This is a genomic window from Bradyrhizobium roseum (genome assembly GCF_030413175.1).
In the GTDB taxonomy this organism is placed as follows: domain Bacteria; phylum Pseudomonadota; class Alphaproteobacteria; order Rhizobiales; family Xanthobacteraceae; genus Bradyrhizobium; species Bradyrhizobium roseum.
In genome coordinates, this window is the sequence record NZ_CP129212.1 from 6,762,614 (window position 1) to 6,778,744 (window position 16,131).

At 63.5% G+C, this 16,131-nt stretch carries 21 protein-coding genes; 8 read left to right on the forward strand and 13 right to left on the reverse strand.

What is annotated here, in order from left to right; all coding sequences use genetic code 11:
• Window positions 1–5 precede the first annotated feature (5 nt).
• Entirely contained in the window at window positions 6–1,118 is a 1,113-nt protein-coding gene (gene tcuB / locus QUH67_RS32025) for a tricarballylate utilization 4Fe-4S protein TcuB (protein WP_300943729.1), read from the forward strand.
• 172 nt (window positions 1,119–1,290) lie between these two features.
• On the opposite strand, the gene QUH67_RS32030 is transcribed toward tcuB, so the two are convergent.
• A complete protein-coding gene (locus tag QUH67_RS32030) occupies window positions 1,291–1,839 on the reverse strand; it encodes a PRC-barrel domain-containing protein (RefSeq protein ID WP_300943733.1) in 549 nt (182 codons plus the stop codon).
• A 30-nt stretch (window positions 1,840–1,869) separates the two neighbouring features.
• On the opposite strand from QUH67_RS32030, the gene QUH67_RS32035 reads away from it, so the two are divergent.
• On the forward strand, window positions 1,870–2,073 hold the full coding sequence (locus QUH67_RS32035; RefSeq protein WP_300943735.1) for a hypothetical protein: 204 nt from the start codon (window positions 1,870–1,872) through the stop codon (window positions 2,071–2,073).
• A 64-nt stretch (window positions 2,074–2,137) separates the two neighbouring features.
• Here the strand turns inward: QUH67_RS32035 and QUH67_RS32040 are convergent, their stop codons facing one another.
• The gene (locus QUH67_RS32040) at window positions 2,138–2,311 is read right to left on the reverse strand and encodes a DUF3606 domain-containing protein (protein ID WP_300943737.1); all 174 of its coding nucleotides are present in this window, start codon (window positions 2,309–2,311) and stop codon (window positions 2,138–2,140) included.
• A gap of 251 nt (window positions 2,312–2,562) precedes the next feature.
• On the opposite strand from QUH67_RS32040, the gene QUH67_RS32045 reads away from it, so the two are divergent.
• The 3 genes from QUH67_RS32045 to QUH67_RS32055 all read left to right on the forward strand — a co-directional run bounded on the left by QUH67_RS32045 (window position 2,563) and on the right by QUH67_RS32055 (window position 3,322).
• Complete coding sequence (locus QUH67_RS32045) at window positions 2,563–2,838, forward strand: hypothetical protein (protein ID WP_300943739.1); 276 nt, start codon at window positions 2,563–2,565, stop codon at window positions 2,836–2,838.
• 149 nt (window positions 2,839–2,987) lie between these two features.
• Window positions 2,988–3,197, forward strand: a complete 210-nt coding sequence (locus QUH67_RS32050) for a hypothetical protein (RefSeq protein WP_300943741.1) — start codon at window positions 2,988–2,990, stop codon at window positions 3,195–3,197.
• A gap of 2 nt (window positions 3,198–3,199) precedes the next feature.
• Window positions 3,200–3,322 carry a hypothetical protein gene (locus tag QUH67_RS32055; RefSeq protein ID WP_300943744.1) on the forward strand — a complete coding sequence of 41 codons (123 nt, stop codon included), beginning with the start codon at window positions 3,200–3,202 and terminating at the stop codon, window positions 3,320–3,322.
• Window positions 3,323–3,449: 127 nt separating this feature from the next.
• Here the strand turns inward: QUH67_RS32055 and QUH67_RS32060 are convergent, their stop codons facing one another.
• The 4 genes from QUH67_RS32060 to QUH67_RS32075 form a co-directional block, all read right to left on the reverse strand.
• Window positions 3,450–4,040, reverse strand: a complete 591-nt coding sequence (locus QUH67_RS32060; RefSeq protein ID WP_300943746.1) for a DedA family protein — start codon at window positions 4,038–4,040, stop codon at window positions 3,450–3,452.
• 95 nt (window positions 4,041–4,135) lie between these two features.
• Window positions 4,136–4,549, reverse strand: a complete 414-nt coding sequence (locus tag QUH67_RS32065; protein ID WP_300943748.1) for a Rieske (2Fe-2S) protein — start codon at window positions 4,547–4,549, stop codon at window positions 4,136–4,138.
• Window positions 4,549–5,652, reverse strand: coding sequence for an amidohydrolase family protein (locus QUH67_RS32070; protein WP_300943750.1), 1,104 nt, complete (start codon window positions 5,650–5,652; stop codon window positions 4,549–4,551). The genes QUH67_RS32065 and QUH67_RS32070 overlap by 1 nt, the downstream gene beginning before the upstream one ends.
• The gene (locus QUH67_RS32075; protein ID WP_300943752.1) at window positions 5,649–6,725 is read right to left on the reverse strand and encodes an amidohydrolase family protein; all 1,077 of its coding nucleotides are present in this window, start codon (window positions 6,723–6,725) and stop codon (window positions 5,649–5,651) included. Before QUH67_RS32075 ends, QUH67_RS32070 begins: the two co-directional genes overlap by 4 nt.
• Before the next feature lie 131 nt (window positions 6,726–6,856).
• Here QUH67_RS32075 and QUH67_RS32080 point away from each other — a divergent pair, with 131 nt between their 5' ends.
• Window positions 6,857–7,339, forward strand: a complete 483-nt coding sequence (locus QUH67_RS32080; RefSeq protein WP_300943754.1) for a CinA family protein — start codon at window positions 6,857–6,859, stop codon at window positions 7,337–7,339.
• Between the two features lie 17 nt (window positions 7,340–7,356).
• Window positions 7,357–8,244, forward strand: coding sequence for a hypothetical protein (locus tag QUH67_RS32085; protein ID WP_300943756.1), 888 nt, complete (start codon window positions 7,357–7,359; stop codon window positions 8,242–8,244).
• Between the two features lie 174 nt (window positions 8,245–8,418).
• Here QUH67_RS32085 and QUH67_RS32090 read toward each other — a convergent pair whose 3' ends face one another.
• From QUH67_RS32090 to QUH67_RS32100, 3 genes are all read right to left on the reverse strand, one after another.
• Window positions 8,419–9,729, reverse strand: a complete 1,311-nt coding sequence (locus QUH67_RS32090) for an HlyD family type I secretion periplasmic adaptor subunit (RefSeq protein WP_300943758.1) — start codon at window positions 9,727–9,729, stop codon at window positions 8,419–8,421.
• On the reverse strand, window positions 9,726–11,468 hold the full coding sequence (locus QUH67_RS32095) for a type I secretion system permease/ATPase (RefSeq protein WP_300943760.1): 1,743 nt from the start codon (window positions 11,466–11,468) through the stop codon (window positions 9,726–9,728). Before QUH67_RS32095 ends, QUH67_RS32090 begins: the two co-directional genes overlap by 4 nt.
• 352 nt (window positions 11,469–11,820) lie before the next feature.
• Complete coding sequence (locus QUH67_RS32100) at window positions 11,821–12,090, reverse strand: GlsB/YeaQ/YmgE family stress response membrane protein (protein WP_300943762.1); 270 nt, start codon at window positions 12,088–12,090, stop codon at window positions 11,821–11,823.
• A gap of 138 nt (window positions 12,091–12,228) precedes the next feature.
• On the opposite strand from QUH67_RS32100, the gene QUH67_RS32105 reads away from it, so the two are divergent.
• The gene (locus QUH67_RS32105; RefSeq protein ID WP_300943765.1) at window positions 12,229–12,468 is read left to right on the forward strand and encodes a Sec-independent protein translocase family protein; all 240 of its coding nucleotides are present in this window, start codon (window positions 12,229–12,231) and stop codon (window positions 12,466–12,468) included.
• Window positions 12,469–12,475: 7 nt separating this feature from the next.
• On the opposite strand, the gene QUH67_RS32110 is transcribed toward QUH67_RS32105, so the two are convergent.
• The 4 genes from QUH67_RS32110 to QUH67_RS32125 are packed head-to-tail and all read right to left on the reverse strand — an operon-like array spanning window position 12,476 to window position 16,130.
• Complete coding sequence (locus QUH67_RS32110; RefSeq protein ID WP_300943767.1) at window positions 12,476–13,453, reverse strand: ABC transporter ATP-binding protein; 978 nt, start codon at window positions 13,451–13,453, stop codon at window positions 12,476–12,478.
• Window positions 13,450–14,862: an amidase gene (locus tag QUH67_RS32115; protein ID WP_300943769.1), complete on the reverse strand. Its 1,413-nt coding sequence runs from the start codon at window positions 14,860–14,862 to the stop codon at window positions 13,450–13,452. Before QUH67_RS32115 ends, QUH67_RS32110 begins: the two co-directional genes overlap by 4 nt.
• Window positions 14,859–15,056, reverse strand: a complete 198-nt coding sequence (locus QUH67_RS32120) for a hypothetical protein (RefSeq protein WP_300943771.1) — start codon at window positions 15,054–15,056, stop codon at window positions 14,859–14,861. Before QUH67_RS32120 ends, QUH67_RS32115 begins: the two co-directional genes overlap by 4 nt.
• A gap of 18 nt (window positions 15,057–15,074) precedes the next feature.
• On the reverse strand, window positions 15,075–16,130 hold the full coding sequence (locus QUH67_RS32125; RefSeq protein WP_300943773.1) for an ABC transporter ATP-binding protein: 1,056 nt from the start codon (window positions 16,128–16,130) through the stop codon (window positions 15,075–15,077).
• Window position 16,131: the final 1 nt, after the last annotated feature.

A 16,131-nucleotide genomic window follows, 5' to 3' on the forward strand; every position in this document is an offset into this window, starting at 1 on the left:
AACGGATGCACGGAACGCGAATTCTGGAAGAGGCCGACCGGCTGATGACGGTCTGCAATTCCTGCCGCTATTGCGAGGGCCTCTGCGCGGTATTTCCGGCGATGGAAATGCGCCGCGCGTTTTCCGACGGCGACCTCAACTATCTCGCCAATCTCTGTCACGCCTGCGGCGCCTGCTACACCGATTGCCAGTTCTCGCCGCCACATGAATTCAACGTCAATGTGCCGAAAACACTGGCCGTGGCGCGCGCGGAGTCCTACGCGGCCTATGTCTGGCCCCGCGCCTTCGCGGGCGCGTTTACACGGAACGGGCTCGTCATCAGCCTCGTGGCGGCGCTGAGCGTCGCCGCCTTCATCTTCGGCTTTGCGGCGCTGAACGACCGGCAGGTGCTGTTCGGCGTCCATACCGGCCCGGGCGCGTTCTACAAGTTGATGCCGCATAATGCGATGGCCGCGTTGTTCGGCGCGGCGTTCCTCTATGCGATTGCAGCATTGACCATGGGCGTGCGCGCCTTCTGGCGCGACATCGGCGAGCCCGTCGGCATGAAGACCAATGCGGGCGCCTTGTTCCAGGCCATGCGCGACGCCGGCGAGCTGCGCTATCTCGACGGTGGCGGCGTCGGCTGCTTCAACGAGAACGACCGGCCGACCGACCGGCGCCGGCTGTACCACCATTTCACCTTCTACGGCTTTGCGCTGTGCTTCGCCTCGACCTGCGTGGCGACGCTCTATCACTATCTGCTGGCGCGCCAGGCGCCCTATCCGTGGTGGGATTTGCCGGTCGTTCTCGGCACGCTCGGAGGCCTGGGGCTGCTGATTGGACCGATCGGTCTTTTCGCCGAGCGAAGCAAGCGCGATCCCGTTCTGGTCGATGAAGCCCGCTACGGCATGGATATCGCGTTCATCGTGATGCTGTTCCTCACCAGCCTGACCGGCATGGCACTATTGATTTTGCGCGAGACGGCGGCAATGGGCCCGCTGCTGGCGCTGCATCTCGGCGTCGTGTTTTCGCTGTTCATCACCATGCCCTACGGCAAGTTCGTGCATGGCATCTACCGTTTCGTCGCGCTGGTGCGCTACGCGATGGAGCGCAAGGCGATGCATCGGGCGGCGGAATAAGGTTGCGGATTCCCGAAGTCGTTGCGAAACGCTCGCGCAGGATACCTTAAGCAGCAAAACCCATCATCACGTTCGGGCCATGAATTGATGGGTTTCGCAAAGAACTCAACCCATCCTACGAAAAAAGGCCCCGTCGCAACGGGGCCTTTCTAGCTTCAGCTATACTGCTGGCTTAGTTGTAGTCCGAGTACTTGAACTGCGGCAGCGCCTTGAGCTGGTCCTTGTTGCCGCTCATCACGGCATGGTCGGGGGTCCAGTCACTCGCGTTGCTGGTTCGCGTGGTCGTGGTGGTGGTGGCCGGCGCCGTCGTGGTCGCCGGCGCAGTGGCGGTACCGGTCGTGGTTTCACGCGTCGTGGTCGTCGTAGCGCTGGTGCGCACGGGTTCCTCGACGAACTTCAGCTTGTCCATGGTCACGGCAATGTCGTGCTCGCCCATGCCAAGGAAGCCGCCGACGCCGATCACCACGGCGCTGACCTTGCCGTCCTTGTCCAGGATCAGCTCATTGACGTCGCCGAGCTTTTCATTGGCTTCGTTGTAGACGTCGAGGCCCATGAGCTTGGACGCGCGCCATTTGCCCTTCAGCATCATCTTGTCGGAACTTGCGGCCGTGGTTGTGGTCGCGGCGGGAGCTGCGCGATCGGCGGGCTGCGCGGTCTGTGCATAGGCAGCGCCGCTGACGATCGCGGTGCTGAGAAGTCCGATGGTAACGAGATTCTTCATGTTGATCCTCCAGAAAGTGATGTCGCTTCCGTGAACGATCCAGCAAGCGGAATGTTCCGCGACATTTGTCATGCGATGCGCGGCGCAGCTCATTTGGTTAAAAATAGGAAACAATCCGCTTCGAGCGTGTTGATGTCGCGCTCACGCCGGGTGACAACCGGCCATAACGGAGATGATGGACGCGGCAATTTTGCCGGCTTCTTGTCGCGACATCAACGCATCGGTACGCGCTGACATCTAACCCGTTCTCGGCGTGAGCGCCTTCGGCAGGCGTTATCGGTCAGGGGTGGAGGATTCGTCAGATACCGAGTTCCTTGCGAACCGCCGCGGCCGAATTTCCAACCTTGTCCACCGCCCGCTGCAGTTCATTCCTGGAAACGCCGAGAGCCTTCAGCCAGTACTTGACCTCGAAATCCTCGCTGATGTTGATCTTGCTGCGATCCGGCGGATTTCTCTTCGTGAGATTATCCATACTTGAGTCCCTCCCTGGCGGGAGGAGAACGTCATCGTAATCGACCGGTTCCTGTGATGCGCCTGGTCTCATGAAGCGCTTTCGACGAACAATCACCGCGGCCGGCGTAGGTCGCCTCGGGGCGCGTAAGCTAGTATCGGCCGCGGGGCGAATTCGTATGTTGAACCGGAACAGAGTGAAAATCAGTCGGTTAGCCATGGGCGTGCCGGCCCAAGCGGGCCAATCAGAAGTCCGTTGTCATTGAGGCTGACATGGCCAATGCCAAATTCGAACGTGCTCGTGCGCGGGCGCGACTTGCGCTGATTGCGCCGGCGGTCGACGACGTCACCGCTGCCTATTTCGACAGGGCGGTCGACAAGGTACTGCTGGAAGCCAAGCAGCGCGGAGAGAGCTCGGATGAGGAATTGATATCGACGCTGCTCGACGCCGTCGCCAGAAAATTCTTTTCACTGGGCTTGCGTGACAACGAGGCCGGGCGAAGCGCGGAGAACCCTTCAGCGCACAAGCCAAACCCGACCGACCATTAACTGTTCACCGCAACGTGAGCGCATATACCAGATGCAAATTCATGCAGGGCTGCGTGCTATTTGGTCTGGCATCGCCGTCAGTCAATACCTATCTGTCTATCAGGTAGGAAATTCGTCCCAAGGATAACTCCTGATAATGGAGCCATCTAATGACGAATGTTCTAACCACTGGGGCCTTGTTTTCTGCTCCGACCAAAAAGCCCTCATTTTTTGTACGTTTGTTGCGCGCCCACGCTGAATCCAACCAGCAGCGGGCGGGTCGTGTCGTCGAGCGGTACATTGCCGACCACGGACTGCAGAAACTTTCGGATGATGCCGAGCGGCAGATCAGCCGCTTGATCGTCAAGGCGGGGAGATAGCCATGCTCACGCTCATCATCATCCACGCAGTGACCCGGCTCGCTCGTTTCGGCAACGATGTCGGCGAGACGTGGCGTGAAGCGCAGCGCCTTCGCCGTAGCCTGGCTGGTCCGATCGAGGAATAGCCAGGGGCGGGATGGACACGATTCGCGTCTCGTTCTCAAACGGTATGCAGAGCTTGCCCACCTGATCCGCAAATGGCGCGGAAGCCAAAGCTGGCCTCCGCGCCCATGCATGGTGCTCGCTCTCGCTTCAGTATCGCTCGATAATCCGTTCGAGCTTCCTGCTGAGCAACCAGGACAGGCCCAAGAACGCCACCAGCATTACGATGCCGAGTCCCGACGAGGCGTTGTTGAGGGCCGTTTCCGAAAAGTGGCCAAAGGCATAGCCGGCGGAAACAACGGCGCCGGACCAGAAGCCCGCCGCGACGAAGTTGAGCGCCAGGAACGTCGACCAGGGCAGCCGCGACATCCCGTAAGCAAATCCCGCGAGTCCGCGGACACCGTGCGGGAAACGGTGAAACAGGATCATCCACAAATAGTGCCGGTCCGTTAGACGGACGACTGTACGCACGGGCTTTTCGAACCGCGGAAAACGATCGAGCAGCCGCGGGCCGTAGCGCCGCCCGATCCAGAAACGAATGACGTCGCCGGTGAAGCTACCGAACCAGCTCACCGCGATCAGCGTGCCCAGATTCAATGCGCCCGCGTGGGCCGCATAGCCGGAGAACAGCGCCAGCAACAGGCTGTGCGAGGATGCATAGGCAAACACGAAGCTGTAGGCCGCATCGCCATGCTGGCGGATGAGGTCGAGAAATGAGGTCAGATCCGCCGGAAACAACAATGTCAGCCCGCCCTCTCATGGAATGTTCCCCCAGATGAGTGGGTTCGGAGCCGACGCTAGCATCCGGAAAACGGCCGCGAAAGCCGGCGCGGGTGCTACAAATCGACCACCACGTAGTCGCTCTCGACCGACACCGCGAGCGTTTCCGCCACATACGGGCCCTTTACCACCGCCGACCCCGGCTCGACATTGACCGGATAGGCCCGGGCGCGAAAGCGCCGGGGGTCGCAATAGGATTGGCCAGTGCGGATGTCGAATTCCCAGCCGTGCCAGGGGCAGCGAATGATCTCGCCGAGTTTGGTGTATTCGATCTCGCCGGGATCGGAGGATTGTGCGAGCCCGATCAGCGGCCCCTCGCACAAGGCCGCGCCCTGATGCGGGCAGCGGTTCAACAGGCCGAAGAACTCGCCCTTGATGTTGAAGATCGCGATCGGCCGCTCATCGATGGTGAGGAATTTTCGCGTCCCCGGCGGAAGCTCTTCTACCGGGGCGATCACATGCCGAACCATCAAGATATTCCATACAGCTTCTTCGCGTTGCCGAGATAAAACGCTTCGCGGTTGGCGTCGCTGACGCCGGCCGGCAGCACGCGTGAGGGTTCATCGAAATCCCAGTGCGGATAATCCGTCGCGAACAGCAGCTTGTCCCAGCCGATCCATTCGATCACCTGGAACAGATGCTCGCGGCGCTCCGGGTCTTCCATCGGCTGCGTGGTCCACCAGACGTGGTCGCGGATATATTCCGACGGCTTGCGCTTCAGGTGCGGAACCTCGCTGTGCAGCCGCTCGAAATTCTTGTCGAGCCGCCAGCCCAGCGATGGCGCCCAGCCGAAGCCGGCCTCGATCATCACCATCTTCAGTTTCGGATAACGCTCGAACACGCCTTCGAGCACCAGGCTCGCCAGCACGGTCTGCTGGCACTGCGCGTGGCCGACCATCTCCTCGATGTAGAAGCTCGGCCAGCCCGAGGGGGTAAGCGGATTGCCGCCGAAGCCGAAGGCATGAACGCCCACGGGAAGCCCGATTTCCTGCGCCGCCTCGTAGATCGGCCAGTAGCGGCGCTGGCCGAGCGGCTCGACATTGCGCGAGAGCAGCAGCACCTGGACGAAATTCTTGTCGCCTGCGCGCCTGCGGATTTCAGCGGCGGCGGCAGCACCGTCCTCGGTCGGGACGACGATCGAGGCCTTCAGGCGCGTGTCCTTGCTGGTCCATTTCTCGATCTGCCAGTCGTTGATCGCGACGCAAAGCGCGCCGGCAAAATCCTGGTTGCGCAGGCCCTGCCCGCTGGCGAGCGGATTGAGCACGCCGAGCGCGACATTATAGGGATCGAGCAACTGCTTCTGCATGAAGGACAGCGAGGAACCCTGCGGCCCGCCCTCCGGCGGCCAGGCGTCGCGGCGCGAGGCGTTGGGCTGCGCCTTCGGATACGGCGGGCCTTCCATCATGCCGTGATAGGCCTGGATGCCGTAGGTTTCGAGATGCGCGTGCCAGCGCTTGGCCATGAACGGATAAAGCTCGTCCTTGGTCGCGCGGGCCGGGTGAATATCGCAATCGGCAATCGCGGTCTTGACGCTGACGGATGCTGACGGCTCGGGACGGAACTGGACGTTCATGGCGTCGTCTCCTTCGCTACCAACCGCCCATATGTCGCGAGCGGATTGTCGATCATGATCTTGCGCACCAGTTCCGGCGACAGGCCCGGCGGCAACACCTCGTCGCCATCGAACTGCCAGTGCGGGTAGTCGGTCGAGAATAGGAGCAATTCGTCCGACTGCATATGGTCAAACAAGCGGTTCAGGGTTGCCGGGTCGGGAGGCGCATCCACCGGCTGCAGCGAGAAGCGGATATTGCTGCGCACAATATCCATTGGCGCACGGTCGACCCACGGCGTTTCCATCCGTACGCCGCGCCAGAACTTGTGCAGCCGCCACAGATAGGGCGGCAGCCAGGTGAAGCCTGACTCCAGCATCACCATTTTCAGCTTCGGATATTTGGCGAACACGCCCTCCACGATCAGGCTGGTGAGCTGGGTCTGGAACGCGGTGGCCTGCGCGACATAGTCCTCGATGTGGTAGGAGCCCCAGCCGACCGAGGTCGGCGGATTATGATAGGCGCTGCCGGCGTGGATACCGATCGTCAGCCCCAGCCGTTCGGCCGCCGCATAGATCGGCCAGTAGGCGCGCTTGCCCAAGGGCATGTCGCCCATGACCAGCATCAGCACCTGGACGAAGCGCTTGTCTTTGGCGCAACGCTCGATCTCGGCGACGGACTTTTCGACGCTCTGGGTTGGGATCACGATCGAGCCGCGCAGCCGGTCGTCCTTGTCGAGCCACTCCTTGACCAACCAGTCGTTCAGCGCGCGGCAGAACGCGTCCTGCATGTCTTCGGAGAACACCATCTGCACGCCGTACAAGGGATTGCAGATGCCGTAGCTGACCTGAAACCGGTCCAGCGCCTGCTTCTGCATGTCGGCCAGGTTCGAGCCCGGCTTGCCCTGCCCCGGCCGCCAGTCCGGGCGGGAGGAGATCGGCGAATTCGTCGGATAGGATTGCGAGACCAGGTCGGTCATGCCGCGCGTCGTCACCTGGTCGCGCCAGTAGTCGTTCATGTAGGGCAACAGGCTGGTGAGATGAGGAACGGCGGGATGCAGATCGCAATCCACGCCCCCGGCAATCGGCGACGTCATGGTGTTTCCTCTTCGGCCCGCGTGGCAGCTTTGTTCAGGATATTCAATCAGGACCGTCCCTGCGCCGCAACTCGGCAAATGTGGACCTCCTGTGCTAAGAATACATGACTGGCGGACTTTTGGGAGCTGAGATGAAAGAACTCGTAACGATAGCCGAGAGAATCGCCGCAAAGCTGATCGAGCGAAAACAGACGATTGCGGTTGCGGAATCCTCGACCGGCGGACTGATCTCGGCGGCGCTGCTGTCGGTGCCGGGCGCATCCGCCTATTTCCTCGGCGGCGCCGTGGTCTATACGCGCGACGCGCGGCGGCTGCTGATGGACATTCCCGACGAGGCGATGAAGGGCATCCGCTCGGCGTCCGAACCTTACGCGCGGCTGCTGGCAAGCCAGGTTCGCACGCGCTTTGCGACCGACTGGGGACTATCGGAAACCGGCGCGACCGGGCCGACCGGCAACCGCTACGGCGACGCCGCCGGCCATAGCTGCATGGCGGTGGCGGGGCCGCAGAACCAGGTGTTCACGTTGGAGACCGGCAGCAATGACCGGCAGACCAACATGCAGGCGTTTGCGCGAACGGCGCTGAGTTTGTTGCTGGAGAATTTGTCGAAGTAGATTGTAGGGAAGCCGTCATGCAACAATTCGACCGCGCTGCTGAGGATCTCGGCAACTCGATCCATTTCGAGCACGTCAACGTCACCATTCCCGACCAGCGGCTGGCGACGCTGTTCTATGTCGCCGGCCTCGGGCTGACGCGCGATCCCTATCTGATGGTGTCGGACACCAACATGTGGGTCAATGTCGGCAGAAGCCAGTTTCATTTGCCGCACGGCAACGCGCAGGTGCTGCGCGGCCATACCGGCCTCGTCATCGCCGGCCGCGCGGCGCTGCTGGAGCGGCTGGCGTCGGTCGCGAAACGGCTGGAAGGCACGGCGTTCGCATTCACCGAGCATAACGACCATGTCGAGGCAATCTGCCCCTGGGGCAACCGCCTGCGCTGTTACGAGCCGGATGCGGCCCGCTTCGGGCGCATCACGCTCGGCATTCCCTACGTCGAGTTCGACGTGCCGGCCGGCACTGCAAAGGCGATCGCGGCCTTCTATCCGGCGATCATGGGAATGCAGGCCGAATTTGTGAACGGCGATGCGGCCATGGCGCGGGTCAAGGTGGGCAAGGACCAAGTTCTGCAGTTCCGGGAGACCGACCGGCGTCACCCGGAATTCGACGGGCACCACGTCCAGATCTACATCACGGATTTCTCAGGCCCCCACCGTCGCCTGAAGGAGCGCGGCCTGGTCTCGCAGGAAGACAACCAGTATCAGTACCGCTTCCGCGACATCGTCGATCTCGACGGCGGCAAGCATCTGTTCACCGTCGAGCACGAGGTCCGCAGCGCGACGCACCCGATGTTCATGCGACCGCTGGTCAACCGCAATCCGGCCCAGACCAACCGCACCTACGCACCCGGCCACGAAGAGTGGGCATACGCGATGGGACCGGACGAGTATGATCGGCGATAGCGGGTAGTGTTAACCGCAAACAACGCTCGTCATCTCCCGCGAAGGCGGGGGATCCAGTACGCCGAGGCGCCTCGATTCAACAACTGCCTTCTCTGGAATAGTGGATCACCCGCTTTCGCGGTTGATGACAACTGAGGGGCTTTTGAGGGCGATGACAACTAAGAGCGCCCGCCCTCACCGCTCCCGGAACGAACGCATCAGTTGGTCGCTGAACGGTTTCATCAAGTACGAAAACATCGTGCGGTCGCCGGTCTGGACGAACGCTTCCACCGGCATGCCCGGGATGATCTTGACGTTGTCGCCGAGGCGGGCGACTTCAGCCGGCGGCAGCGAGACGCGGATGGTGTAGTAGCTCTGGCCGGTGCGCTGGTCGGTGGCGACGTCGGCGGAGACGCGGGTCACCACACCATTGAGTTCCGGCGTGGTGCGCTGGTTGAAGGCGGAAAGCCGCAAGAGCGTCTTCTGGCCGATCTGCAGCTTGTCGATGTCCTGCGGATTGACCTTGGCCTCGACCGATAGATCGTCCGCCTTCGGCACGACCATCATGATGGCATCGCCTGCGGTGATGACGCCACCGACAGTGTGTACCGTCGACTGCAACACGACGCCGTCCTGCGGCGCGCGGATGTCGATGCGGCGGAGTTGATCCTCGGCGGTGACCTTGCGCTCGACAAATTCGCCGATCTTGTCGTTGGTCTCGCGCAGATCCTTGGAAACCTCGCTGACAACGTCCTTGTCGACCTGGATGATCTGCAGTTCGGTCTCGGTGATCTTGCCCCTCGCCTGCGCGCGCGCCGCAATGTATTGCCCGCGCTCACCGGTCAGGCGGGCAAGGTCGCGCTCCAGCACGGTCAGGCGCGAGATCTGGATCAGGCGCTGCTCGTAGAGCTGGCGCACACCGACCAGTTCCTTTTCGACCAGCGAGATTTCCTTTTCCTTTGCCTGCTCCTGCGCCGTCAGTCCCACGATCTCCTCGTTGAGCTGCGCCACCCGCTCGCGCAGCTGCGATTTTTGACCGGCGCGTCCGTTGACCCGGACCTCGAACAGCTTGGTTTCGCTGGCCAGGACGTCGCGGACTTCAGGGTCGCCGGCCTGGTCGGTCAACTGTGCGGGAAACTTGATCTTGTCGAGGCCGCGTTGCTCGGCCTCCAGCCGCGCCGCACGCGCCCACAATCCGTTCAACGTCTTGACGACGATGGCCAAGCCCGCCTTGACCACGGTCTCGTCGAGCCGCACCACGATGTCGCCGGCCTTGACGACGTCGCCGTCACGCACGCGCACTTCCCCGACCACGCCGCCGGTCGGGTGCTGCACCTTCTTGACGTTGGAATCCACCACCACCGAGCCCGGCGCGATCAGCGCGCCCGATATCTGCACCGTCGAGGCCCAGCCGCCGAACCCGCCGGCCAGCACCAGAATCAGCGCGAGGCCGACGATCAGATGCCCGCGGATGGAACGGTGTGCGCCTTTCAGTTCGGCGGTCATGATTTCTTCACGGCTCCCGCATCGGATACGATCTTGATCGGCGGCGGCGGCGCCCGCTGCAGCACCTGGCCGAGCACGGTCTCCTTCGGCCCGAACGCCTGCATGCGGCCGTCCTTCAGCACCAGCAGCTGATCAACTGCCTCGATGCCGATCGGCCGGTGCGCCACCACGACCACGACCGCGCCGCGCTCTCGCGCGCTACGTACCGCGCGCGTCAGCGCCTCGTCGCCCTCGCTGTCGAGATTGGAGTTCGGCTCGTCGAGCACGATCAGGAACGGATTGCCGTAAAGCGCGCGAGCCAGCGCCACGCGCTGGGCCTGGCCGGCGGAAAGCGCCGTCCCCTGTTCGCCGATCTGGGTGTCATAGCCATCGCGCATCTTGATGATCATCTCATGCACGCCGGCTTCCTTGGCAGCGGCAATGATCGCCTCCGACTTCGCCTCGGGATCGAAGCGGCAGATGTTCTGCGCCACGGTGCCTGCGAACAATTCGACGTCCTGTGGCAGATAGCCGATATAGCGGCCGAGCACGTCGGACGACCACTGATCGAGCGCCGCGCCGTCGAGCCGGACCTTGCCACGGGCCGGCGTCCAGACGCCGACGAGCGCGCGCACCAGCGACGACTTGCCTGAGCCGCTCGGGCCGATGACGCCGACGCCGGTGCCGGCATCGGCCGCGAAATTGACGTCCTGCACGATGACGCGCTGCTCGCCCGGCGGCACGATGCTGACGGCTTCGACCGACAGCCGCTTCGACGGGGCCTGCAGCAGCGTCTGCTCGTTCGCCGGCGGTATTTGCTGCAGCAGTCTGGACAGGCGATCCCAGCTCTGGCGCGCGGCGACAAAACCCTTCCAGTGCGCGATCGCGAGATCGACCGGCGCGAGCGCGCGGGCGCTCAGGATCGAGCCCGCGATGATGATGCCGCCGGTGGCTTCCTGATGGATCACGAGGTAAGCGCCGACCGCGAGCACCGCCGATTGCAGCATCATGCGCAAGACTTTGGCGACCGCCCCGAGGCCGCCGGCGACGTCGCTGGCACGCTGATTGCCCGCCAGATAGGTCTCGTTGGCCTCGCTCCAGCGCCGGGTCAAGCGGCCGGACATGCCCATCGCAACCAGCACCTCGGCATTGCGGCGGCTGGTGGCGGCGAGATCGTTGCGCTGCGCCGCCAGCGTCATCGCCTCCTTGGCCGGCGTGCGCGACATGAACTCGGTGATCAGCGTCAGCGTCACCAGGATGATCGCGCCGACCAGGGCGGTGACGCCAAGCAGCCAGTGAAACGCAAAGCAGATCGCCAGGTAGAACGGCAGCCAGGGCAGATCGAAGAACGCGCCCGGCCCCATGCTGCCGAGAAACGACCTGATATTGTCGAGATCGCGCAAGGGCTGCAGGCCCTCATTGCGGCTACCGACCAGCAGCGGCAGGCGGACCACGGTTTCAAACACCCGCGCATTGAGCGCTTCGTCGAGCGCGGTGCCGATGCGGCCCAGGATTCGACCGCGAATCAGGTCGAGGCCGCCCTGGGCGATGTAGAGGCCGGCGGCGAGAATCACCAGGCCGACCAGGGTCGGCACGCTGCGGCTCGGCAGCACGCGGTCATAGACCTCCAGCATGAAGATCGAGCCGGTGAGGTACAGCAGATTGATCATGCAGCTCATGACGCCGACGCCGATGAAGGCGTTGCGGCAGGCGCGCAATGCCTCACCGAGCTCGGATCGCCGGACGGGAGCGGCTGCCATCGGATGCGTATCTCTGCAAACAAATAAGGAACGGGCACGTTTTAGCGATGTTTTTTGACACCGTCTATTTTAAGTCACGTTAACCTTCTCGCAGTTCCCCCCTATGAAACGGCCCACATAAGGGGCGTCTTGAACCTCGAATTTGGTGCCGGGCCGGCGCGTGGAGGCGCCTGGGCTTTCAGACGCCCGGAACGGCAACCGAATCACCGGTATTCGCGACCCGATCGACCTCTGGCAGGACTCGACTTCCAGGCCGGCCTCGGCCGGCGCCTGAAGGCGATGCGGGACCGGGACACGACAGGCGCCGGGCACAGGGAGGGCGAAACTTACGGCACCGCAGCTGCCACGCTCGTCAGAACCTTCCTCTGGTGCGGAGCATCCGGACGACCACCAGCAGGATCACCGCGCCGACGGTGGAATAGACGATCTCCGACACCAGTCCGGTGCCGAGGCGGATGCCGAGTTTGGGAAACAGCAGGCTGGCGAGCAGCGCACCGGCGATCCCGACCAGGATATCGCCGATGAGGCCGAAGCCGGTGCCATGCACGATCTTGCCGGCCAGCCAGCCGGCCACCAGACCGACAAAGAGGACGACGAGAATGCCTTCGTTGGAAATCTGCATGGGAAGTCCTTGCATGTAGCCGCGCCGGCCGTTCGGCAACCTATCCCGTTGTCGTCCGGCATGGCGAGCCGTATTCCGCGCACCGGCCGACGACGCCTGCGAGGTGAAACTTTTTTACGTCACACGTGTTATGTCGGCATGAAACAAGGCGACACGTGGTATGTGACTTTTGGTCCGGACAAAGCGGATGAGGCCGCGGAGAGCATGGCGCGCTCGACCCGCACCTTCAAATCAGAAGTCGACGCCAAGTTGTTTGCCATGCAGATCCTGTCCAAGGGCTGGACCGCAAGTGCGGGCACCATCAATCCGCATCAACCGAAGCAGGTCGTAGGACCGCGACAGATCGAACGCTGGGCCGATCCGGGGCTGGGCGGGTAGCCGATCCTTAGGCGGTCGCTACCGCCGACTCCGCCAGAACACAGCGCGCGGTTCGGTCCGCGGACACCTGTACATTTGGCGGCAATCCTTCAGTGCAGCGCGGCTGCGCAAAACTGCAGCGTGGCGCGAACGAGCAGGTGGCGGGCGCCTTGTCCAACGACGGCGGCGTGCCCGGGATCGTCTCCAGCCGCTGTCCGCGTTTGGCACCATGGACGGTGGAAGCGAGCAGTCCCTTGGCATAGGGATGAACCGGCGTACGCACAATGTCGCGCAGGCGGCCCTGCTCTACGATCTGTCCGGCATACATCACGGCGACCCGGTCGCAGATTTCGATGGCGACGCCGATGTCGTGGGTCACGAAAATCACGGACATGCCGAACTCGCGCTGCAACTCGCGCAGCAGCAGCAGGATCTGGATCTGCACGGTGGCGTCCAGCGCCGTCGTCGGCTCGTCGGCGAGCAGGATTTTCGGCTTGCAGGCCAGCGCCAGCGCGATCATGGCTCGCTGCCGCATGCCGCCAGACATTTCGTGCGGATAGGCCTCGAGGCGCCGCCTGGCGGAGGGAATGCGAACCACCTCCAGCATTTCCAGCGCGCGCGCCATCCCTTCCTTCTGGCTCTTGCCTTCATGGCGCATCACGCTTTCGGCGATCTGATGGCCGATCGTATAGACCGGATCGAGCGCCAGCGCCGGCTCCTGGAAGATCATGGAGACGGTCTGGCCGCGAAACGCCGAAAGTTCCTCGTCGTTCATCGCCAACACGTCGCGACCCAGAACTTTTACCGTGCCCGAAATCTGCGTCCGCTTCCGCGGCAACAGCCGCATCAGCGCGCGCAGGGTCACGCTCTTGCCCGAGCCGGATTCGCCGAGCAGGCCGAGCACCTCGCCCTCGCCGAGCGAGAGCGAGATGTCATTGACGGCATGCACCGTACGTTCGCCGGTGAAGCGGATGTTGAGGTTTTGGATGTCGACGAGATTGCTCATGCGGCTTTGGGCACCTGCTGGTGATAGTCGGTGGCGCGCTGGAACGCCGCGCCGATGCGCACCAGCCCGGCCTCGTCGAAGGCGCGGCCGATCAGCTGCATGCCGACCGGCAGACCGTTCGCGGTGAAGCCAGCGGGGATCGAGAGCGACGGCAGGCCGAGATAGTTGATCGGCCGGGTGAACTTTGTGATCCGCTGGATCACGGCTTCCGCATCGCGGCTGTTGCCGACATCGCTCTCGGCAATGGTCACCGCCGGCATCGGCGCCACCGGCGCGATCACGGCATCGGTACCGGTCACCGCCGCGAGGTAAGCAGCCAGCGCCGGCCCGCGCCAGCGCATCGCCTCGAGATAGGTCACGCCCGGTACAGCCAGCCCGTTCTGCAGCCGCATCAGAACCTGCGCGCCGTAATCCTGCGGCCGCTCGATCAGCCAGCGCTTGTGATAGGCGGCGGCTTCAGTGGCGAGCACGATCTGGCATGCCGCGGTAAGCTGGCGCTGGTCCGGCAGCTCGACCTTGACGATCTCGGCGCCCTCTCTCTTGAGCGTGGCGATGGTCTCGTCGAGCACCCGCGCGACTTCGGAATCGAGGTCGTCGACATAGAACGCGTTCGGTACGCCAATCCTGAGGCCTTTGAGCGAGCCCGAGGCCGCAGCCATGTAGTCCGGTACCGGCAACGACGCGGTGGTCGGATCCTCGGGATCGAAGCCGGCCATCAGCCCGACCAGCAGCGCGCAGTCTTCAACCGTTTGCGCGAGCGGCCCGACCGTATCGAGCGACTGCGACAGCGGCATCGCGCCGGCGCGGCTGATCAGGCCGACCGTGGTCTTGAAGCCGGTGACGCCGCAGAAATGCGCAGGCATCCGGATCGAGCCGCCGGTATCGGAGCCCAGCGCGGCAAAGGTCAGGCGTGCACCGACCGCCGAGCCCGAGCCCGAGGATGAGCCGCCGGTAATGTAATCGACATTCCAGGGATTCCGCACCGCGCCATAGTGAGGATTGTGACCGGTCGGACCGTAGGCGAACTCCACCATCTGCAGCGAACCGAGCCTGACGGTGCCGGCATCCTTCAACCGTTGCAACGCGGTCGAGGTCGTCGTCGGCACGAAATCGCGGCGGATCTTCGAGCCGCAGGTCACGACCTTGCCGGCCTCGTAATACATGTCCTTGTGCGCCAGCGGCACGCCGTGCAGCGGGCCACGATGGTTGCCCTTGGCGAGATCGGCGTCGGCGGCGTCGGCCGCGGCGAGCGCTGCATCCGCTTCGATCGCCATAAAGGCGTTGACGCGCGGCTGCCATTGCGCGATCCGGTCGAGACAGGACTGCGTGACCTCGCGCGAGGAGAGTTTTTTGGCGGCGATCGCTTTCGCGACGGCGACCAGCGACATCAACGCCGGTTCACCGCTCATTTCGACACCTTCGGGCGCTGCACCAGCAGATAACTCGCGGGCTCCAGATCCATCGGCAAGGTGCCGGCGACCGGCGCAAAGCCGTCAAAAGCCGGGCCGATGGAGTTGGCGATACGCTCGGCGACGTCCTTGTCGGCCGGCACGCCTGCGACTTCGGTCATCGCCATGACCTGCTTGGGATCGGGTCTTGTCATGCGGCGCTTGTTCCCCTGTTACCGATTGGCCGGAGCGCGGCTATGCCCCGAGCCCGGAATGGCCATATAGCACGCGGCCTGATGGCCCATTGTATCGACATCGCTGAGTTTTGGCGTCGCATTTGCGCAGAGCGGCTCCGCAAACGGACAGCGAGTATGAAACCGGCAGCCGGGCGGCGGGTCGATCGGATTGGGCGGATCGCCCGAGATCGGCGGGGTTTCGGTGCGATTGTCCGGATCGGATGACGGCATCGCGGCGAGCAGCGCCTTCGTGTAGGGATGCACCGGCGCATCCCAGACCTTGTCGACCGGGCCGAGTTCAACCACCTCGCCGAGATACATCACCAGCACGCGATCGGAGATGTAGCGCACGACGTTGAGATCGTGGCTGATGAACAAGTAGGTGAGTCCGAATTCGCGCTTCAGATCCGCCAGCAGGTTGAGCACCTGCGCCTCGACGGATTTGTCGAGCGCCGATACCGCTTCGTCGAGGATCACCAGCCGCGGCGACAGCGCCAAAGCGCGCGCGATATTGACGCGCTGGCGCTGGCCGCCGGAAATCTCGTGCGGATAGCGGTTGGCAAAGGTTTCGGGCCGCAGGCCCACCTTGCCGAGCAGCTCGCGCGCCAGCGCGCGCGCCGCGTCATCGGCCATGCCGTGGACCTTGGGGCCGAACGCGATCGATTCCTCGATCGTCAGGCGCGGGTTGAGCGAGGCGTAGCTATCCTGAAACACCATCTGCATGCCGCGGCGCAGCTCCCGCAGCGACAACGCCCGGCCGACCTGCATGCCGTCATAGATGATGTCGCCGGCATCGCGTGTCATCAGGTGCATCAACAGCCGCGCGGTGGTTGACTTGCCGCAGCCGGACTCGCCGACGATCCCGACGGTTTCGCCCTTGGCGATGGAGAAGGAGACATCATCCACGGCGCGCACGGTCTTGCGAGCGCTGAACAGATCGCCTCGCACCGGGAAATGCTTGGTCAGGCCGACGACCTGCAGCAGCGGCTGCGCCGCACCGCCGACATCCGCGACCGGTTCCAACAGTTCGACTGACTGATACGTCTCACTCATC